This is a genomic window from Lentzea sp. NPDC003310 (genome assembly GCF_040610935.1).
Classification (GTDB): domain Bacteria; phylum Actinomycetota; class Actinomycetes; order Mycobacteriales; family Pseudonocardiaceae; genus Lentzea.
Genome location: NZ_JBEXNC010000007.1, coordinates 184,380 through 202,135, shown reverse-complemented (window position 1 = coordinate 202,135; position 17,756 = coordinate 184,380). Strand labels below are relative to the sequence as shown.

The following is a 17,756-nucleotide window of genomic DNA, read 5'->3' as shown; positions in this document are numbered from 1 at the left end:
CATGGCAGTCCTGACTCGTGAGGAGCGGCCGGTGGACAACCGGCCGCCCCCGGTCCCCCGGAAGAACTACTCGAAGTGGGCTCGGCGGGCACCCCTGCTGCCCGCGCTCATCTTCCTGATCATCGTGACGCAGCTGCCGTTCGTGGCGACGCTCGTCATCTCGTTCATGAAGTGGAACTCGCTCGACCCCACCAACCGCGGGTTCGCCGGGTTCGACAACTACGTCAACGTGTTCACCGACCCGGACCTGCGGTCCTCGGTGGTCAACACGATCGTGCTCACCGCGTCGGTCGTGATCATCAGCCTGGTTCTCGGGCTGGGGCTCGCGCTGCTGCTGGACAAGAAGTTCGCGGGTCGCGGGTTCGTCCGCACCCTGCTGATCGCGCCGTTCCTCGTGGTCCCGGTGGCGGCGGCGCTGATCTGGAAGCACGTGCTCTACAACCCGGAGTACGGCCTGTTCAACGGCATCCTGAACTGGCTGGGCTTCGACGCCCAGCCGGACTGGATCTCGAACATGCCGATGACCGCGGTCGTGCTGTCGCTGGTGTGGCAGTGGACGCCGTTCATGATGCTGATCCTGCTGGCGGGCCTGCAGTCCAAGCCGATCGAACCCGTCGAGGCGGCCACGATCGACGGCGCGTCGTCGTTCCAGATCTTCAAGTACCTGACCTTCCCGCACCTGCGCCAGTACCTGGAGCTCGGTGGGCTGCTCGGGTCGATCTACATCGTGCAGAACTTCGACGCGGTCTTCACGATCACGTCCGGCGGTCTGGGCACGGCGAACCTGCCGTACATGATCTACCAGACCTTCTACCAGGCCCACGAGTACGGCGAGGCCTCCGCGGCCGGCGTCATCGTGGTGGCGGGGTCGATCATCATCGCGACCTTCGCGTTGCGCACGGTGTCCTCGCTGTTCAAGGAGGAGAAGCGATGACCGCCCGATTGGTCAAACACGGCTGGGGTGTGCTCGCCTGGCTCGCGGGCATCGTCTTCTTCGCGCCGGTGGCGTGGATGTTCCTGACGTCGCTGCACAGCGAGTCGGACGCGGCGACGAACCCGCCGTCGCTGCTCGCGCCGATCACGTTCGACGGCTACGCGGAGTTCTTCGACTCGGGGGCGTGGCCGCCGCTGATCAACTCGTTCAGCGCCTCGATCGGATCGACGATCATCGTGCTGCTGCTGGCGATCCCGGCCGCGTACGCGTTGTCGATCAAGCCGGTGGAGAAGTGGACGGACGTCCTGTTCTTCTTCCTCTCCACCAAGATGATGCCGGTCGTCGCGGCGCTGCTGCCGATCTACCTGATCGCGCAGTTCTCCGGGATGCTCGACAACATCTCGTTCCTCACGCTGCTGTACTGCTCGATGAACCTGCCGATCGCGGTGTGGCTCATGCGGTCGTTCCTGTCCGAGGTCCCCAAGGAGATCCTCGAGGCGGCCTCGATCGACGGCGCCGGGCTGCTCACGATCCTGCGCCGGGTGGTCGCCCCGATCGCCATGCCGGGCATCGCGGCGACGGCGTTGATCTGCTTCATCTTCAGCTGGAACGAATTGCTCTTCGCACGGGTGCTGACCGGTGTCGTCGCCGGCACCGCCCCCGTGTACCTCACCGGGTTCGTCACCTCCCAGGGCCTGTTCCTGGCCAAGGTGTGCGCGGCCGCGGTCGTGGTGTCTCTGCCGGTGCTCATCGCCGGGTTCGCCGCCCAGGACAAGCTCGTCCAGGGCCTTTCGTTGGGAGCGGTCAAGTGAAAGCAGCAGTGATCACCGGCGTCGGGTCCGTCGAAGTGACCACTGTGGACGACCCCACGTGCGGTCCGCGCGAGGTCGTCGTCAAGGTGGCGGCCTGCGGGTTGTGCGGCACGGACCTGCACATCCTGCAGGGCGAGTTCGCTCCCACCCTGCCGGTCGTGCCCGGTCACGAGTTCGCGGGCACGATCGTCGAGATCGGGTCGCAGGTGAACGAGGTCAAGGTCGGCGACCGCGTCGCCGTCGACCCGTCGCTCTACTGCTACGAGTGCCGGATGTGCCGCAACGGCATGAACAACCTCTGCGAGCGCTGGGCCGCCATCGGCGTCACGACGGCCGGTGGCGCGGCGGAGTTCGCGGTGGCTCCTGTCGCGAACTGTGTGAAGCTGCCCGACCACGTGCGGCTCGAGGACGCGGCGCTGATCGAGCCGCTGTCGTGCGCGGTGCGCGGCTACGACGTGCTGCTGCGGTCGAAGATGGCGCAGCGGGTGCTGATCTACGGCTCGGGCACGATGGGCCTGATGATGTTGCAGCTCGGCAAGCTGACCGGCGCGTCGTCGATCGAGGTCGTGGACCTCAACGAGGAGCGCCTCAAGACCGCCGTGCAGCTCGGCGTCACGGGCGTCGCGACGTCGGCGGACGAACTGGACCGGCCGCAGGGCTGGGACGTCGTCATCGACGCCACCGGCAACGAGAAGGCCATCCAGGACGGCATCAACCGGGTCGCCAAGGGGGGCACGTTCCTCCAGTTCGGCGTCTCGGACTACTCCGCCCGCGTGACCATCGAGCCGTACAAGATCTACAACCAGGAGATCACCATCACCGGCTCGATGGCGGTGCTGCACTCGTTCGAACGGGCGGCGGACCTGTTCGCGACCGGAGTACTGGACCCCGAGATCTTCATCAGTGACCGGGTGCCGCTGGACGACTACGCAGGGGCGTTGGACCAGTTCAAGGCAGGTGTGGGCCGCAAGATCCAGGTCCTGCCGTGACCTGATCCGAGAAAGTTCTCAGAAGTTCGCGGGCACTCGTGTATCCAGACGAGTGCCCGCGACTCTTTCCGGACATGTCGAAGTCCCGGCAGAACGTCGAAGTACCGCCGTACTTCTCCCACATGTCCGACGAAGAGCTCCTCGCCTGGTACGCGGAGCTTCAGGCGCGCGCGATGAACGCGCCGCCTGGGGACGTCGATTTCGACCACGCCCACCAGCCGGCCCAGCCGGTCACGGTCGAAGTGCTGCGCCAGCGGATCATGACGTTCCAGGGCTGGCCGGGAGGCCTCACGACCCAGGACGCCGGTTCTCCGTTCCACAACCTGTGGCACTGGCTCAGCGACTGACGCGGCGCGAGGTCACCCTCGCCCGCGTCATTGGTGCGTTGGTGGCCGTGTGTGTGCTCTACGCCGTCGTGCACACCGCGGTCACCGGCGCCGTCTCCCATCCGCGGAACTGGCTCGTCGCGTTCGCCTGCACCCTGCTCGGCGTGCGGGTGATCGGCCACGTCCGCAGGTCACCCGTCGGGTGGCTGCTGCTCGTCATGGGCGTGTTCGGCGGCATCGCCGTCGCGGCTGCGGGGCAGCCGGAAGACCACCCGGCCCGTTGGGTCGAGGCATGGGTCTGGTGGCCCACGTACGCGCTGTTGCCCGCCGTGGCACTCGTGTTCCCGAACGGCAAGCCGTTGAGCAACCGCTGGTGGGTCGCTATCGGTGCGTCGTTGTTCAGTGCTGTCTTCGGCACCATCGGCATCGCGTGGGCGTCGTGGGGCGATCCCGCGTCGTTCTGGATGAGCGAAGGCGGCGGGTTCGCGAAGACGATCACGCTCGTCGCCGTGCTCGCGGCCGGGATCTCGGTGCTCGCGGCCGTGGTGTCGCTCGCCCTGCGGTGGCGGAGGGCCGAGGGGGACGAACGCCGGTTGCTCGTGTGGGCGTTCGCGCTGCTGACGCTGGCCGGCGTGGCGACGGTCGTGGAGACGACGGACGGCCACATCGCGTGGATCGTCGGTGTGCTGGCGTTTCCTGCTGCTGCGGTCATCGCCATCGTGCGGTACGGCCTATACGACATCAGCCTGCTCATCCACCGGTCGTTGCTCTACGGCTCGTTGACGGTCGTCTTGCTGTTGGTCTACCTCGGCGTGATGGTCGGCGCGGGTGAGTTGCTGACGGACGACACCGAGGTGATCGGCGTTGTGGCGGCGGGACTGGCGTTCGCGCCGATCCGCTCCTGGTTGCAGCGCAGGCTCGACCTGTGGCTCTACGGCCAGCGTTCCGATCCTTATGCCGCGTTGTCGTTGTTGAGCGAGAAGCTCGAACGGTCGCAGGACGTGCTTCCGACCGTGGCCGCCACAGTCGCCGAGTCGTTGAAACTGCCGTACGTCGCCATCCGCGGTGGGTCGGTGCTGGCCGAGCACGGACGTAGTCGCGGGTGGCCGCAGTTGCGCTTTCCCATGACGTACCGGGGTTCCGCCGTCGGCGACCTCGTCGTCGAACCGCGCGCCCCCGACGAACGGCTGACCGACCGCGAGCTGAGCCTGCTCGTCGACCTCGCCCGTTCGACGGCCCCAGCGGCACAGTCCATCAAGCTGACCGCCGATCTGCAGCTCGCCCGCGAACGGCTCGTGCGGGCGCGCGAGGAGGAACGGCTGCGGCTTCGCCGCGACCTGCACGACGGCGTCGGTCCGGCGCTGGTCGGGATCCGGTTGCAGCTCAAGGCGTTGCGGCGCTCGATGGGCGACGCGCTCGACCCCGTGCTCGCCGACGTGGACTCGACCGCCGTCGAGGTGCGCAGCCTCGTGGACGGGCTGCGGCCGCCGATCCTCGACCAGGGCCTGGCGCTGGCCGTGCGCGACGAGGCCGCGCGGTTCGCCGGTGAGCTGGACGTGCGGGTCGAGGCCGAGCAGATCGACGGGCTGTCCGCCGCGGTCGAGGTCGCGGCCTACCGGATCGTGGCGGAGGCGCTAACCAACACCGCACGCCACTCCGGCGCGTCGACCTGCGCGATCACCGTGCGGGCCGACGGCGACCTGGTCGTGGAGATCGTGGACGACGGACGTGGTGTCGCCGCCGGTTCCAAGCCGGGCGTAGGTCTCGACTCGATGCGTGAACGGTGCGCGGAGCTGGGTGGATCGTGCACAGTGGGACCCGCGGAACCACACGGCACCAGGGTGGTGGCGCGGATCCCGTTGGAGGCCCAGTGACGCGCGTTGTCATCGCGGACGACCACCCGGTGTTCCGGCGCGGGCTGAAGGCGTTGCTGGACGGCGAGGACGGCATCTCCGTCGTGGGCGACGCCGCCGACGGGCAGGAGGCCGTGCGCGTCGTCCTGGACCTCGAACCGGACGTCGTCGTGATGGACCTGCACATGCCCGTGCTCGGCGGTGTGGAGGCGGCGAAGCAGATCTTGGACGTGCTGCCGTCCGTCGGTGTCCTCGTGCTGACCATGCACGAGGACGACGAACTCGTGTTCGCGGCGATGAAGGCCGGTGCCCGCGGCTACCTGGTCAAGACGACCGACGACGACGAGATCGTCCGCGCCGTGCAGGCGATAGGAGCCGGCGAGGCGATCTTCAGCGCCACCATCGCCCAGCGGATGATGGGCTACTTCACCGCGATCTCGTCCACCAAGGCCGTGCTGTTCCCGCAGCTCACCGACCGCGAACGGGACGTGCTGGAGCTGATGGCGTCCGGCCTCGACAACCCGTCCATCGCGCACCGGCTCTCGCTGTCGGGCAAGACCGTCCGCAACCGCGTCTCGGCGATCTTCACCAAGCTCCAGGTGGCCGACCGCGCGCAGGCCATCGTGCGTGCTCGCGAGGCGGGACTCGGAAGTCCCTCGTAGATCGGGACACCAGTCACCTGACGGCGGGACACCTCCTTCGTTTGGATCGGCGTATCCGCCGAAGGGGGCCCGATGGACATCACCTGGGACGTCGCACACGCGCGGCTCAGCCACGACCGAATGCTGCACATCGCCAAGGCGCTCATCTCGATGCGCCCCGAGACCGTCACCCTGGGCGGCGGCGAACCGCTCGGCGTGCCCGGCCTGTTCGAGATCGTCGAACTGTTCCGCGCCGCCGGCATCGACGTCGTCCTGCGCACGTCCGGCAAGTCGCTGCACCCGTCGATGGTGCGGACATTGCTGCTGTCGTGCTCGCGCATCGAGGTGTGCGCGATGGCGTTCACGCACGCCATGCACGCGTTGCACCTGCTGGACATCGGCGCCGCGAAGCTGGACCGGCACGCGGTGTTCGGGCTCGACGCCACCGGCATCCGGCGCGGGTTCGACCGGCTGGAGGACTTCTGCGCCACGACGGCGTTCGAGATGCCCCGGCTGGCGTTCATCGCGTTCAGCGACACGATCGGCTCGGACCACGCGCAGTACCTGCAGTCGCTCGCACCTCAGACCGTGCGGGTGACCGTGGAGACCGCCGACACGTCGGTGGTCAGAGCGAGTTGAGCAGGGCGCGCCAGGCAGAGGTGGAGAACGCGAGTACGTCGTCGCTCGCGTTCTTCGTGTCGCGGACGAGGACGTCGTGGGACGCCGACACCTCGACGCAACTGCTGCCGCTGCCACCGCTGCTGTAGCTGCTCTTATGCCAAGTCCGTTCGGCCGACATGAGGATCCTCTCGAAGTCCGCTGACGTAGTCCGCCAGCAATCGCTTCGATTGTTCCGCATCCAACGCGACGGCATCCAGGCGTTCGAAGAGCCTCCTGGTGCGCGCGACCACGAGGCTGCTCTGCGCGTACACCTCCGCCGTGTCGGAGTCGCTGTAGACGACCGGAGCCGCCTTCCCGAACTCGTACAGCGTGACGGCGGAGCGGAATTGGGCGAGGTGGGCCGGCACGATCCGGAGGATGTGAGTGTTGAAGAGCAGACGCAGGTACTGGTCTTCGCGCAGCGCGGCGTCACCCAGCCGCATCCGCAACGCGAGTTCGTGGAGGTAGAAGGTGCATTCGGGGCGGTTGCGCCGCCTCAGGACCGCCTGCCGTTCGATGCGCGCCTGGACGAACTTCTCGATGTCCTCCGGGAGCTCGATCTGGCTGTCCACGAATAGCTCGCGCGCGTAGGACTCCGTCTGCAACAGGCCGTGCACCGTCAGGATGTCGAACGAGACGATCTTGGTCGCCATCGCCTCCATCATCGCGAGCGTGCGCAGGTTGTCCGGCAGCTGGGCGAAGAAGAGGTCGAAGGCGTTGTAGTAGCGGCTGCGGAACTCGTTGGCGAACTCGATGTTCTTGCCGCACGTCGCGAGGTACTGCACGAGGTCGACCTCGCTCGCCCGCACCTTGCCGAGCTCGATGTCGGACACCTTGCTCGGGTCCCACCCCAGTTGAACGGCCATCGCGCGGCCGTTGAACTGCGTGGACGTCTCCCTGAGGTGGCGTAGCTCGTCACCGAGATCCCGGCTGTACGGGGTGGACATGATCGCGGTCATGCCCAACGACGGTATGGCTTGGATTCGGTCCATGCCACTGGCTCATTCGGGTGAAAATGAGCTAGAAAACACCGCCCCGAGCAGCGAAAACGTCCCCGATAGGCTGCATAGTGCCGAGGGCGAGACGCAGCAGCACGCGCGCCTTGCGGGGACACAGCCAGCCCGCCATCACCACGCCGCGCTTGATCAGGTCCGACTCGGACCCGACGAACCCGTACGTGCCCTCGAACGTCGTCCCCGCGCCCGTCCGCGACGCCACCACGACGGGGAACCGGGCCCGGGAGATCGCCTCGGCCATGCCCTCCGACACGTGGCCCACGCCCGTCGCCGCGACCACGACCCCCTTGACGTCGAGCCAGTCGAGGATCGCGCCGTCATCGTCCACAGTGGCCTCGACGAGTGGAACCGGTGGCGTGTCGAGGGGTCTGGGCAACGCCGGCAGCCGGTGCGCCGGGTGGAAGTAACGCGGGGTGCCCTCGACGACCAGGCCGAGGGGGCCGGGGTAGGACTGGAAGGCGTTCATCAAGCTGCTGTGGGACTTCCTGACCCACCTGGCGGCGTGGACCTCGTCGTTCAGCACGAGCAGCGCGCCGCGACCGCGTGAGTTCTGCGCCGCGGCGACGGAGACGGCGGCGGCGAGGCTCGCGGGGCCGTCCGCGCCGGAGAGTCCCGGGTGGCGCATGGCGCCGGTGACGACGACCGGTTCCTCGTGCGGCCACAGGCAGTCGAAGAAGTACGCGGTCTCTTCGAGGGTGTCGGTGCCCTGGACGACCACGACGCCACTCGCGCCGTTCGACACCTGCTCGTTCGCCCAGTCGAAGGCTTCGAGGAGGGTGGCGAAGGTGAGCGAGGCGCCGGGGATCGTGGCGAGGGTGGCGATCTCGCCGACTTCGAGGCCCTGGACGAGGTCGCGTGCGCCCAGGGTCGGTGACACCGCACCGGAGCCCGTCATCGTGATCGTGCCGCCGAGCGATGCCACCGCCACCTGTGAGCTCATGGGCTCACTCTAGGGTCACTGGCGCCAGTACGTGATGTTGCGGAAACGGGCCTCCGCGCGGCCGCTGCCGTGGTGGTAGACGCCGTTCTTGAAGTAGCGCGTGGCCGGGCCTTCGTCCTGGTGCGTCAGTTTCAGGGCGCCGTTGTAATAGGTCTTCACGGTGCCCCTGCCGCCCGCGACGGCGGTGTGTTCGACACGAATCTTGAACCACTTGTTGTAAATGCCCGTCGCGACGACCTGATTGCTGTCCTTGCGCAGGGTGCCGCCGTTGATGTTGGCGACGTTGAGCATCACGTCGGTGGCGCGGGTGCCGCTCGGCCGGCTGCCGCGCAGGATCTGCACGACCGTCGGGCCGCTGACGCCGGCCGGGATGTAGATCTCGCCCTCCCAGGCGCGCGACCCGCTCGAGTACTCCTGGTTGAAGCGGAGCTCGGTGCGCGGATCCGTGGGGCTGCCCTGGGTGTGCGGCTGGTCGTAGTCGTACACCCACATGGTGTGGACGCCGCCCTCGAACTTGTACCTCGCGCTGGTGGCGAGGTTGTAGGGCTTCTGGACGGTGTAGGTGTACGGGGCGCTGACCCACTGGGCGGACGGCGGCTGAGCGAGGGCCTGAGCCGCCGGGGCCACGAGCAGGGGTGCGGTCAGCGCGAGGGCGAGCACGGAGCGTCGTGTGTGGAGTGCAGGGGTTTCCACGGTGAATCCCTCCGACCTTCGATAAGTGGTCTGTACCACTTTGGGGTCGAGGGCGGAGGGAATCAACACTTGTCCGAAATTCCGGAACAATGTTCAGGTGGAGGAACTTTTCACATTCCTGAACGCAGCTCGTCGAAAGTCGGGAACTTCGTCGCGATGTCGCTGCCGGTGAAGTTGCCGATCCACCCGTCGTCGTCGTGGAAGAACCGCACCGACACGTAGTCCGGTTCCGTGCCCATGTCGAACCAGTGCGTGGTGTTCGCCGGAACGCTCAGCAGGTCGCCCGCGGTGCAGAACACCGCGTACACCTTGTCGCCGATGTGCAGGTAGAAAACGCCCGCGCCACGGGCGAAGTAGCGGTCCTCGTCGTCGTCGTGCGTGTGCTCGGCGAGGAACTTGTTGCGGAACTCGACGGCCTTCGCGCGGTACTCGTCCGTGTCGGCCGGGGTCATCTCCATCGCGTCGACGTAGCCGTAGCCCTCGGTCTCGCTGACGCGGGCGATGTCGGCTTCGAAGACCTGCAAGGCGTTCTCGGCGGTCACACCGTCCACAACGGACCAGCGGCTGAAGCGCACGCCGTGCTCCTTGAGCGTGGTGGCGATCTCCTCGGCGTCGGTGGTGCGCAGGACGGTCTCCTCGGGGCCGGTTTCCGGCCACACCGTCAGCAGCGTCATGAGTGCCTCCCCGTAAAGATGTCTCGCGTCTCCACTTTGAAGCGCAGCAACCACTCCAGGCATTCCAGCCGGTGCCGGGCCTGCACCAGGTCGTCACCCCAGACGTACACGCCGTGCCGTGCGACGAGCAGCGCCGGCACCTTCGGGTCGAAGCCCTTCTCGAAGGCGTCGCCCAACTCGGCCATGTCCTGCGAGTTGCGGACGACCGGGATCACGACCTCCTCGTGGTCGTACCGGCCGAAACCCTTGAGCATCTCCAGGTCCTTGAGCACCACGCCGTTCGGCCAGTGCTCCGCCGCCACGACCGGTGCCAGGGCGTGGACGTGCACCACGGCACCGGCTCCGGCCACCGCGGCGATCCGCGCGTGCAGGCCGGCCTCGGCGGACGGGACCTTGTCGCTGTCCACGGCGTTGCCGTCGACGTCGATGACCACGCTGTCCTCAGCGGTGATCTCGCCCTTGTCGACGCCGCTGACCGTGACCGCGAGCCGCAGCGGATCCCGTTGCAGGACAACGGAGAGGTTGCCCGACGTGCCGCGCATCCAGCCCATCTGCGCGTAGCGGACGCACTCGCGCGCGAGCTCCGCGGTCATGAGAGTTCCCAGACGGTCGGGTGGGGCGTGAAGTCGGCGTTGCCGTACGGCTCGCCGGCGCGGGCGACGCCGACCGTCTTCCAGCCCGCCTCCTGCGCGGCGTGCAACTCGGCCGGCACGTCGCTGTAGAAGGTGATGTCGTCGCTCTGCAGCGTCTCGGCGATCTTGTGGTACGACGCGGCCTCGCGCTTCGGGCCCGCGTTGACCGTGTCGAAGTGGTGCTCCAGCAACGGGGTCAGGTCGCCGTCGGTGGTGTGCTGGAAGAACGCGATCTGGCCCGCTACGGAGCCGCTCGAGAAGATCGCGAGCTTCACGCCGTCGCCGTGCCACTTGCGGATGGCGGGGACGACGTCCGGGAAGAACTCCGCCACCAGGTCGCCCTGCGCGTAGCCCTGCTGCCAGATGAGGCCCTGCAACGTCTTCAGGGGCGTGACCTTCTGGTCGGCGTCCATCCAGTCGTGCAGCGCCTTGACGACGTCGTCGTGCCCACTGAGCTCCTTGATCTGCCGCACGGCGTCGGCGACCACCGGGTCGTCACCGTGCTGCTCGATCCACGGCCCGAGGCGCGGGCGCGCGTAGTCGTAGAGGACGACCAGCACCTGGTCCGTCGCGCTCAGCGTGCCCTCGATGTCGAGCACGACCCACTTGCTCACCGCTGTTCTCCCTCGTAGTACTTGTCGAGCTCGCCGGCCTGGTAGACGCCCCGGTCCGTCACCACGTCCGTGACGAAGCGCGGTGGCGTCACGTCGAACGCCGGGTAGTGGCCCTTCACCCTCGGCGTGGCGCTCGGGGTGCCCAGCACCTGCAGCACCTCGGCGCCGTCGCGGAACTCGATCTCCACGTGGTCCGTCGTGGGTGCGAGCCGGTCGGGTGCCTGCACTTGGGCGTGGAACGGTACTCCGAACGCGTGCGCCGCCACGGCGAGGCCCAGTGTGCCGACCTTGTTGACGACGTGCCCGTCCATGGTGACGCGGTCGGCCGCCGTGACCAACGCGTCGACCTCACCGCTTTGCAGCACGGCGGCGCCCATGCCGTCCGTGATGAGCGTGGTGTCGACGCCCATCTCGATCAACGTCTCCGCCGTCAGCCGGGCTCCCTGCAGGTAGGGCCTGGTCTCGGTGCAGAAGAACCGGAGCGTCTTGCCCTGCCGCTGGGCCGCTCTGACCGTTTCGGTCAGGTAGAGGTCGGCCCAGCAGTGCGTCATCACGGTGGCGTTGTCCGGCAAGAGGTTCGCGGTGTGCTCGCCGAGCGCCTGGCTCTTGGCGCGGTAGCGGCGGTCGCCCTCCTGCGCGCCTTCGAGTGCGCCGGCGACGTCCTGGGAGGCGTCCACGTGCTCCAGCACGACCTGGGTGGCCTTGCGCAGCGCGTTGTTGGTGCGCCTGGTGTTCTCGAGCAGGCGTGCGGTCTCGGCGAGCTCGTCGCGGGCTTCGGCGAACGGGCGTGCTTCGAGCGTGCGGGCCTTGAGCACCATGCCGTAGAGGGCCGCGAAGTACGGGCCCGAGGACTGGGTGACCATGTCCTCGATGGCCCGTGCGACGTCCTCGGCCGTGCGGCAGAGCACCCACTCGCGTTCGAACGGGAACCGGCGGCGGTCGAGGATCAGCACGCCGTCGTCGGTGAGCCGCACCGAGTCGGCGAGGACCGGCTGCATCAGCTGTACCCGGTGTGGGCGGGGCGCGCGCCGGTCAGGAAGTGCTCGCCGACCTCGCGGGCCTTGTAGACGACCGGGTCGTGCAGCGTGAGCGTGCGGGCGTTGCGCCAGAAGCGGTCCACGCCGTACTTGGCGGCCGTGCCGCGGGCACCGACCTGCTCGAAGATGCGGCTGGTGACCTCGTTGACGAGCTTGGTGCTGACGACCTTGGCCTCGGAGATGGTCACCGCGACCTCGCCGCGCTTGGCGGGCGTGAGGTGCCGGCCCAGCTCGGAGGCCTCCCAGAGCCGGCGGGCGGCCTCGTCGGCGAGCAGCCCGGCGGCCCTCGTCTGCGCCACCATCTCGCCGTAGGCCACGACGGTGTACGGGTCCTCGGTGGCCGCCTCGACGCCGCTGACGAACCACGGGCGGGTCTTCGTGCGGGTGTAGTCGGCGGCCTCGTGCAGCGCGCCCTCGGCGATGGCCACGTAGAGCTGCGCGAGCACGAGCTGGAAGCCGAGGGCGGCGAGGCTGATCCTCGGGTCCTCGTTCGCGGGCTGCACGCCGAGGACCTCGCGGACCGCGACGTTCTCGAAGTTCACCCCACCGGACGCCGTGAGGCGCTGACCGATGTTGTCCCAGTCGTCCAAGTAGGTGATTCCGTCGGCCTTGCCGTCGAGCAGGAAGGTGAGCTTCTCGCCGTTGTCCGTGCGGGTCGCGCTGACCACGAGCCGGTCGGCGACGGCCGCTCCGGTGGCGAAGGTCTTGCGGCCGTTGAGGGTGTAGGAGCCGGTGCCGTCGGGGGTGAGCTCGAGGGCGGCGTCGAGCGGGTTGCTGACGCCCGCCCAGAACTGGTCGTCGTGCACGGTGAAGGGGACGTCGAACAGTCCGCTGCGCCAGATCTGCAGGTAGTGGTACCCGAGGAGGTGTCCGGCGTTGGCGTCGGCGGCGCCGATGATCCGGCCGATCCGCTGCTGCTCGGTCCAGTCGCGGACGTTCAGCAGGCCGCTCTGCCGGAGCAGTTCCACCTCTTTGGTGGGTGGCTGGTTGGCCCGGTCCCTGTCCGCCGCGTCGGACCTGAGCGTCGCCGCAACCTCGTGCGCGACGTCCAGCCAGTTCGACATTCCTGCTCCTCTCGGTGGTACCCGGTCCAACTTACTTCTTCACACCTACGGGCTAACCACGATGTGAGAGAGACCCGTCCCTGGCAGACTGCGCGCGAACCTCGCTCTGGCGGGGGTCCAACATCTAGGGAGCAATCGGTATGGCGCAGGGCACCGTGAAGTGGTTCAACGGCGAGAAGGGCTTCGGATTCATCGCGCAGGACGGCGGCGGTCCGGACGTGTTCGTGCACTACTCGCAGATCTCCGGCTCCGGCTTCAAGTCGCTGGACGAGCAGCAGCGCGTGGAGTTCGAGATCGGGCAGGGTCAGAAGGGACCGCAGGCGCAGGACGTCCGCGTCATCTGATTTCAGCTCTTCGAGGCCCGCTCGGCGTTCTGCCGGGCGGGCTTCTTTTGTGCCCAGACGGATTTTCGGGCCGCTGCGGTTGTGGCGAGCGTTACGGCCAGGAGCAGGGCGCCGCCGTCGGTGACGAGTTCGAACATCCTGTGGAGCGTCTGGTCGGTCACCCGCGCGTGCAGCGCCGTGCCGATCGTAAGGACGATCGAGGCGAGTCCGGTGATGCGCAGCAGCTTCTCCCTCGATGGCTCTCGATGGTGTCCGCGCGAGGCTCGTTGCGGATCGGGGAAGTCCCTTGGAAAGGCCCTGAGCTGGGGTTCCCGGAATTGTCAGACCCGTCTGCCATGGTGACTCCACCAGCTCGTTCGGACCGCTACGAAAGGCTTCGGGTCTCGCCGATGAACCGCCGCACCACGCTCCGCACCCGTCCGCCGCACCGCGCGTCCGCCGCCCTGCCCACCCGTCCGCCGCGCCGGAAGGCGGCCCGGTGACGGCGCGGCGGTGCGTCCGGCACCGCGCAGACGGCCGCCGTTGCTCGGCCTACGCGGTCGTCTGGGACTCGGTTGCCGTCGCCGATCCGGTGGCGTGCCGGGCCCATCTGACGTCCGCCGAAGTCCAGGCGGTTGGGCTTGCTCGGTCTGGTGCGCCTCTGCTGCCCTGGCGGTCGCGGCGCCTCACGCCGTCGAGTCCCACGTCGCACGGGCTGCGGAAGTCGCTCAACAAGGCGGCTTACCTGCTGGCCGTGGAGACCGGGCGGCATCCCGGGGTGGTCAACACCGAGGTGAACGGTGTCATCGGGGTCGAGCGGCGGGTCGAGGCCGACAAGGAGCAGTTGCGGGAGGGGTTGCGGTACGTCGGGGAGCGGTTACGGGCGTTGGGTGGGTCGCGCCTCGGGTCCGGTGGGCTCGGGTCCGGCGGGCGAGACGCCGGTGGACGCTCCGGGTTCGACGGCGAGCCGCCGTTCTGAGCGTGGCTTCGCTCAGGTCCGGTGAACGGGACGCGGGTCGAACCCAGGTGGGCGCCCCGGACGGTTGCCAACGCCGGCGGCACCGGACGCGAGAAAGGCGCCGCCGCCCGCCGGAAAAGGGAAAGGCGCCGCGGCCCGTCGGCCACGACGCCTGTACTTCCCGCCGCGGGATGTCGACGACGAGGGCTCGGCAGCGGAGCTGCGAGCGAGTGGCAACCGAGGGAGTCGAACCCTGCGCGGCTTGTGAAGGCGGCGCCCGAGGTACCGGCCCTAACCCTTCGGTTGGGCGACGGCTGCCGTGGAGTTGTCCTGCCCTCTAGGAGGACGCTGCGACTCGTGGGATACCCACAGTGTTAAACGTCCAAACGCTTGAAGGCGTTTCATGTTTCACTCAGGTGGGTGACCCTGGTCACCGTGCGATACCTCCCTGCCATCGCAGCCCTGCTGCTACTGCCTCTGGTACCCGCCACCGCGCAAGCGGCTCCGGCGGGCACTTTCTACGTCACCAGTGTCCGGACCGGCCTCAACGTCGCCCAGAGCGGCAGTGGACTGGCACTGCACCGCCCCAAGGGAAACGAGGACCGCCAGCAGTGGCGGCTGAGCGACGGGAGGTTCGAGAACACCGACTCGCCGGGTCAGTGCATCACCCGTCAGCTCACCATGGGTTCGTGCTCACAAGGGGATACGGTTCACGAGCCCCGTCAGTTCGGTGATCAGTGGGAAATCTTCGGCCTCGGCGGCGAGACGCGCTGGTACCTCACGCCGGTCACCGCGCAGACCGAGCCGATGCCGCAGGATCCGCGGCTCGACCAGATGACGTTCCTGACGGCCCACAACGCTTACGCGAACGGGGTGGACGGTGGGTTCGCGCCGCCTTTCATCAACCTCGCGAAGAACCAGACGCGTGGCATCGTGCAGCAGCTGAACGACGGTGTTCGCGGGTTCATGCTCGACATCCACCAGACGCCGGACGGCGCGATCCTGTGCCACAACAGCTGTACGCTCGTCAGCAAGCCGGTGGCGCTCAACGTCGACATCCAGCGGATCGTGGACTTCCTCAAGAACAACCGGAGCGAGATCGTCACGGTGTTCCTGGAGGACTACGTCGACGCGAACACGCTCCGGACCGAGCTGCGCAAGGTGCAGGGGCTCCAGGACGTGCTGTACCGGGCCGAGGGTGTTCAGCAGAACGGGTGGCCCAAGCGCAGCGAGCTGCAGGCCGCGAACAAGCGGCTGATCATCTTCACCGACCACGGAAAGGACGGGCGGGAGGACAGCGGTGTGCTCTACCAGAAGGACTGGACCGTCGAGAACTACTGGTCGATGGGTTCGGGGCTCGGCAGTTCCGACTGGTCGTGCTACAGCCGATGGGATGAAAAACCGCTCACCGCGACGGGCTCGTTCCAGCCTTTGTTCGTCATGAACCACTTCCGGGACGTGCCGTTCACGAGCACGGCCACGACGGACAACGGCAAGCTCGCCAACCGGGCGCAGCAGTTCTGCCAGCCCGCGGCCCGCAAGAAGCCGAACTTCCTCGCGGTCGACCACTACCACCTCGGGAACGCGGCGCAGGCCGTGCAGCAGCTCAACGCGTACGTATATAGGCCGTAGCCCAAATCGTGGGAGTTGTACGCTCCGCGCATGGCCTCGATCCTGTTCACGCGCGGAGCGCCCTCTCTCGACATCATCGACCAGGAAGGCCTGCGCGACGCCGCGCAGAAAGCCTTCACGGACGACCCCGGCGGCACCTTCGCGTACGGCACGAGCGTCGGCTACGTGCCGCTGCGCACCTGGCTCGCCGAGCAGCACGGTGTCGAGCCGGAGCAGGTGCTCGTCACCAACGGCTCGATGCAGGCCGACGCATTCCTGTTCGAACTGCTCGTCAACCCCGGTGACGACGTGGTGGTCGAGGCGCCGACCTACGACCGCACGCTGCTGAACCTGCGCCAGCGCGGCGCCAAGATCCACGCCATCGAGCTGGAGACCGACGGCATCAACGTCGACTCGCTCGAGGCGCTGCTGGAGAGCGGGGTGCGCCCGAAGCTCGCGCACATCATCCCGAACTTCCACAACCCGGCCGGCTACACGCTGTCCGAGGCGAAGCGCACGCGCCTGCTCGACCTCGCGGCCAAGTACGACTTCGTGCTGTTCGAGGACGACCCGTACGTCAAGGTGCGGTTCGAGGGCGAGCCCCTGCCGACGATGCTGTCGCAGGACCAGAACGAGAAGGTCGTCTACGCGTCGTCGTTCTCGAAGACCATGGCGCCCGGCATCCGCTGCGGGTACCTGGTGGGCCCGAAGTCCGTGATCAAGGCGATCCAGGACATCGCGACCACCACGTACATCTCGCCGAACATGGTCGCGCAGTCGATCGTGAACTCGTACTGCCGCTCCGGCCAGCTCGAGGAGTCGGTGAAGAACGTCCGCGAAGCGCTGCGCGCCCGCAAGGACGCCCTGGTCGCCGCGCTGCAGCGCGAGCTGCCGGAGGCCGTCTTCACCGCGCCGCAGGGTGGCTACTTCATGTGGGTCGAGCTGCCGGGCGTGTCGATCGACAAGCTCGTGCCGGTCGCCAAGGAGCACGGCGTCGAGTTCGTGAAGGGCTCCGACTTCCTGCTCGAGGGCGGCGACAACGCGCTGCGCCTCGCGTTCTCCGGGGTCACGCCGGAGCAGATCGACGAAGGCATCACGCGCCTCGGCGCGGCCGTTCGAGCGCTCTGACCTGCGCTTCCACGTGCTCCGGCAGCGCCCGTCGCTGCCGGAGCGCCTGGCGCAGCCTGGGCAACGCGACCCGGAACGCCCGCGGGTCCTTGAGCGACTCCGCCACGGCCTTGGTCACCGGCCTGCGCATCCACGCGGTCAGCAGCGCGTTGCGCCGCTCGACGACGTCCGCGCCCGGCGCGCGTCCGGTGGCCGGGTGGTGGTGCGCCACCACGTCCTCGACGTAGCAGAGCGCCCACCCCGCCGCCGCGAGGTCCCACGACAGCAGCGTCTCCTCGCCGCGGAAGAACAACACCGGGCTGAAGCCGCCCACGTCCAGGAACGCCTGCCGCCGCACGATCGCCGAGCAGGCGAGGAACCCCAGCACCGCGGGTCCCGCGACGCCCTGCCCCAGCGGGCTGTCGCGCAGCAGCGGGGTGATCGGGTCGGGAGTCCCGCCTGAGCCCACGAGCGTCTGCGCGGCGATCACCGCCAGGTCCGGGTGCGCGTCGAAGACCTCCTCGGCCCGCTCGACCGCGTCGGGTGCCCACCAGGAGTCGTCGTCGGCGAAGGCCACGAACGGCGTCCGCGCCGCCCGCACGCCGAGGTTGCGCCCGACCGCGCCGAGGTTCACCGCCGACTCCAGCACCAGGACGGCCGGGAACTCCGTGCGCACGCGGGAGACCGTGTCGTCCGAAGAGGCGTTGTCGACCAGGACCACGGGCACCGCGAGCTCGCTGAGGCGCGCGAGCGTGCGCAGCAGGCTGTCCACGCGGTCCCGCGAGACGATGACGACGGTGGTCCGGGGCACACCCGTCGTCTACCCCGAGACAGCCTCCTAACACTTTGACAGTTACTGCCAAAACTTATGG

At 68.2% G+C, this 17,756-nt stretch carries 22 protein-coding genes; 11 read left to right on the top strand and 11 right to left on the bottom strand.

Annotated features, from left to right (window positions below; translation table 11 throughout):
- Window position 1: 1 nt before the first annotated feature.
- The 7 genes from ABZX02_RS16065 (at window position 2) to ABZX02_RS16035 (ending at window position 6,194) form a co-directional block, all read left to right on the top strand.
- On the top strand, window positions 2–934 hold the full coding sequence (locus ABZX02_RS16065; RefSeq protein ID WP_355298768.1) for a sugar ABC transporter permease: 933 nt from the start codon (window positions 2–4) through the stop codon (window positions 932–934).
- The gene (locus tag ABZX02_RS16060) at window positions 931–1,746 is read left to right on the top strand and encodes a carbohydrate ABC transporter permease (protein WP_355298767.1); all 816 of its coding nucleotides are present in this window, start codon (window positions 931–933) and stop codon (window positions 1,744–1,746) included. Before ABZX02_RS16065 ends, ABZX02_RS16060 begins: the two co-directional genes overlap by 4 nt.
- The gene (locus tag ABZX02_RS16055; RefSeq protein ID WP_355298765.1) at window positions 1,743–2,735 is read left to right on the top strand and encodes a zinc-dependent alcohol dehydrogenase family protein; all 993 of its coding nucleotides are present in this window, start codon (window positions 1,743–1,745) and stop codon (window positions 2,733–2,735) included. The genes ABZX02_RS16060 and ABZX02_RS16055 overlap by 4 nt, the downstream gene beginning before the upstream one ends.
- A gap of 74 nt (window positions 2,736–2,809) precedes the next feature.
- Window positions 2,810–3,082: a hypothetical protein gene (locus tag ABZX02_RS16050; protein ID WP_355298763.1), complete on the top strand. Its 273-nt coding sequence runs from the start codon at window positions 2,810–2,812 to the stop codon at window positions 3,080–3,082.
- A 41-nt stretch (window positions 3,083–3,123) separates the two neighbouring features.
- Window positions 3,124–4,935 (top strand): ATP-binding protein, encoded by a 1,812-nt coding sequence (locus ABZX02_RS16045; RefSeq protein WP_355298761.1) that lies wholly within the window; start codon window positions 3,124–3,126, stop codon window positions 4,933–4,935.
- Entirely contained in the window at window positions 4,932–5,576 is a 645-nt protein-coding gene (locus tag ABZX02_RS16040; protein ID WP_355298759.1) for a response regulator transcription factor, read from the top strand. The genes ABZX02_RS16045 and ABZX02_RS16040 overlap by 4 nt, the downstream gene beginning before the upstream one ends.
- Before the next feature lie 72 nt (window positions 5,577–5,648).
- A complete protein-coding gene (locus tag ABZX02_RS16035; RefSeq protein ID WP_355298758.1) occupies window positions 5,649–6,194 on the top strand; it encodes a radical SAM protein in 546 nt (181 codons plus the stop codon).
- On the opposite strand, the gene ABZX02_RS16030 is transcribed toward ABZX02_RS16035, so the two are convergent.
- The 9 genes from ABZX02_RS16030 to ABZX02_RS15990 form a co-directional block, all read right to left on the bottom strand.
- The gene (locus ABZX02_RS16030) at window positions 6,181–6,354 is read right to left on the bottom strand and encodes a DUF397 domain-containing protein (RefSeq protein ID WP_355298756.1); all 174 of its coding nucleotides are present in this window, start codon (window positions 6,352–6,354) and stop codon (window positions 6,181–6,183) included. The genes ABZX02_RS16035 and ABZX02_RS16030 overlap by 14 nt on opposite strands.
- Entirely contained in the window at window positions 6,329–7,174 is an 846-nt protein-coding gene (locus tag ABZX02_RS16025; RefSeq protein WP_355298754.1) for a helix-turn-helix transcriptional regulator, read from the bottom strand. The genes ABZX02_RS16030 and ABZX02_RS16025 overlap by 26 nt, the downstream gene beginning before the upstream one ends.
- Window positions 7,175–7,235: 61 nt before the next feature.
- On the bottom strand, window positions 7,236–8,171 hold the full coding sequence (locus ABZX02_RS16020; RefSeq protein WP_355298752.1) for an asparaginase: 936 nt from the start codon (window positions 8,169–8,171) through the stop codon (window positions 7,236–7,238).
- A 15-nt stretch (window positions 8,172–8,186) separates the two neighbouring features.
- Window positions 8,187–8,864, bottom strand: a complete 678-nt coding sequence (locus ABZX02_RS16015; RefSeq protein WP_355298750.1) for a polysaccharide lyase family 7 protein — start codon at window positions 8,862–8,864, stop codon at window positions 8,187–8,189.
- A 110-nt stretch (window positions 8,865–8,974) separates the two neighbouring features.
- The gene (locus tag ABZX02_RS16010; protein WP_355298748.1) at window positions 8,975–9,538 is read right to left on the bottom strand and encodes a cupin; all 564 of its coding nucleotides are present in this window, start codon (window positions 9,536–9,538) and stop codon (window positions 8,975–8,977) included.
- Window positions 9,535–10,131 (bottom strand): methylthioribulose 1-phosphate dehydratase, encoded by a 597-nt coding sequence (gene mtnB, locus ABZX02_RS16005; protein ID WP_355298747.1) that lies wholly within the window; start codon window positions 10,129–10,131, stop codon window positions 9,535–9,537. Before mtnB ends, ABZX02_RS16010 begins: the two co-directional genes overlap by 4 nt.
- The gene (gene mtnC, locus ABZX02_RS16000; protein ID WP_355298745.1) at window positions 10,128–10,784 is read right to left on the bottom strand and encodes an acireductone synthase; all 657 of its coding nucleotides are present in this window, start codon (window positions 10,782–10,784) and stop codon (window positions 10,128–10,130) included. Before mtnC ends, mtnB begins: the two co-directional genes overlap by 4 nt.
- Window positions 10,781–11,782, bottom strand: coding sequence for a s-methyl-5-thioribose-1-phosphate isomerase (locus ABZX02_RS15995; protein ID WP_355298743.1), 1,002 nt, complete (start codon window positions 11,780–11,782; stop codon window positions 10,781–10,783). The genes mtnC and ABZX02_RS15995 overlap by 4 nt, the downstream gene beginning before the upstream one ends.
- The gene (locus ABZX02_RS15990) at window positions 11,782–12,885 is read right to left on the bottom strand and encodes an acyl-CoA dehydrogenase family protein (RefSeq protein ID WP_355298741.1); all 1,104 of its coding nucleotides are present in this window, start codon (window positions 12,883–12,885) and stop codon (window positions 11,782–11,784) included. The genes ABZX02_RS15995 and ABZX02_RS15990 overlap by 1 nt, the downstream gene beginning before the upstream one ends.
- A 140-nt stretch (window positions 12,886–13,025) precedes the next feature.
- On the opposite strand from ABZX02_RS15990, the gene ABZX02_RS15985 reads away from it, so the two are divergent.
- Window positions 13,026–13,229: a cold-shock protein gene (locus ABZX02_RS15985; protein ID WP_089921919.1), complete on the top strand. Its 204-nt coding sequence runs from the start codon at window positions 13,026–13,028 to the stop codon at window positions 13,227–13,229.
- Between the two features lie 2 nt (window positions 13,230–13,231).
- On the opposite strand, the gene ABZX02_RS15980 is transcribed toward ABZX02_RS15985, so the two are convergent.
- Complete coding sequence (locus ABZX02_RS15980; RefSeq protein WP_355298739.1) at window positions 13,232–13,366, bottom strand: hypothetical protein; 135 nt, start codon at window positions 13,364–13,366, stop codon at window positions 13,232–13,234.
- 341 nt (window positions 13,367–13,707) lie between these two features.
- Here ABZX02_RS15980 and ABZX02_RS15975 point away from each other — a divergent pair, with 341 nt between their 5' ends.
- From ABZX02_RS15975 to ABZX02_RS15965, 3 genes are all read left to right on the top strand, one after another.
- Complete coding sequence (locus tag ABZX02_RS15975) at window positions 13,708–14,187, top strand: hypothetical protein (RefSeq protein WP_355298737.1); 480 nt, start codon at window positions 13,708–13,710, stop codon at window positions 14,185–14,187.
- Between the two features lie 414 nt (window positions 14,188–14,601).
- On the top strand, window positions 14,602–15,798 hold the full coding sequence (locus ABZX02_RS15970) for a PI-PLC domain-containing protein (protein WP_355298736.1): 1,197 nt from the start codon (window positions 14,602–14,604) through the stop codon (window positions 15,796–15,798).
- A gap of 30 nt (window positions 15,799–15,828) precedes the next feature.
- Window positions 15,829–16,905 (top strand): PLP-dependent aminotransferase family protein, encoded by a 1,077-nt coding sequence (locus tag ABZX02_RS15965; protein ID WP_355298734.1) that lies wholly within the window; start codon window positions 15,829–15,831, stop codon window positions 16,903–16,905.
- On the opposite strand, the gene ABZX02_RS15960 is transcribed toward ABZX02_RS15965, so the two are convergent.
- A complete protein-coding gene (locus tag ABZX02_RS15960; protein WP_355298732.1) occupies window positions 16,871–17,695 on the bottom strand; it encodes a glycosyltransferase in 825 nt (274 codons plus the stop codon). The two genes, ABZX02_RS15965 and ABZX02_RS15960, sit on opposite strands and share 35 nt — an antisense overlap.
- Between the last annotated feature and the right edge of the window lie 61 nt (window positions 17,696–17,756).

Excerpts from the sequence above, each read along its gene's own strand:
- ABZX02_RS16065 (WP_355298768.1), top strand. The coding sequence starts at position 2 with ATGGCAGTCCTGACTCGTGAGGAGCGGCCGGTGGACAACCGGCCGCCC.
- ABZX02_RS16060 (WP_355298767.1), top strand. The coding sequence starts at position 931 with ATGACCGCCCGATTGGTCAAACACGGCTGGGGTGTGCTCGCCTGGCTC.
- ABZX02_RS16050 (WP_355298763.1), top strand. The coding sequence starts at position 2,810 with ATGTCGAAGTCCCGGCAGAACGTCGAAGTACCGCCGTACTTCTCCCAC.
- ABZX02_RS16035 (WP_355298758.1), top strand. The coding sequence starts at position 5,649 with ATGGACATCACCTGGGACGTCGCACACGCGCGGCTCAGCCACGACCGA.
- ABZX02_RS16030 (WP_355298756.1), bottom strand. The coding sequence starts at position 6,354 with ATGTCGGCCGAACGGACTTGGCATAAGAGCAGCTACAGCAGCGGTGGC.
- ABZX02_RS16025 (WP_355298754.1), bottom strand. The coding sequence starts at position 7,174 with ATGACCGCGATCATGTCCACCCCGTACAGCCGGGATCTCGGTGACGAG.
- ABZX02_RS16020 (WP_355298752.1), bottom strand. The coding sequence starts at position 8,171 with ATGAGCTCACAGGTGGCGGTGGCATCGCTCGGCGGCACGATCACGATG.
- ABZX02_RS16010 (WP_355298748.1), bottom strand. The coding sequence starts at position 9,538 with ATGACGCTGCTGACGGTGTGGCCGGAAACCGGCCCCGAGGAGACCGTC.
- mtnB (WP_355298747.1), bottom strand. The coding sequence starts at position 10,131 with ATGACCGCGGAGCTCGCGCGCGAGTGCGTCCGCTACGCGCAGATGGGC.
- ABZX02_RS15995 (WP_355298743.1), bottom strand. The coding sequence starts at position 11,782 with ATGCAGCCGGTCCTCGCCGACTCGGTGCGGCTCACCGACGACGGCGTG.
- ABZX02_RS15990 (WP_355298741.1), bottom strand. The coding sequence starts at position 12,885 with ATGTCGAACTGGCTGGACGTCGCGCACGAGGTTGCGGCGACGCTCAGG.
- ABZX02_RS15985 (WP_089921919.1), top strand. The coding sequence starts at position 13,026 with ATGGCGCAGGGCACCGTGAAGTGGTTCAACGGCGAGAAGGGCTTCGGA.
- ABZX02_RS15980 (WP_355298739.1), bottom strand. The coding sequence starts at position 13,366 with ATGTTCGAACTCGTCACCGACGGCGGCGCCCTGCTCCTGGCCGTAACG.
- ABZX02_RS15965 (WP_355298734.1), top strand. The coding sequence starts at position 15,829 with ATGGCCTCGATCCTGTTCACGCGCGGAGCGCCCTCTCTCGACATCATC.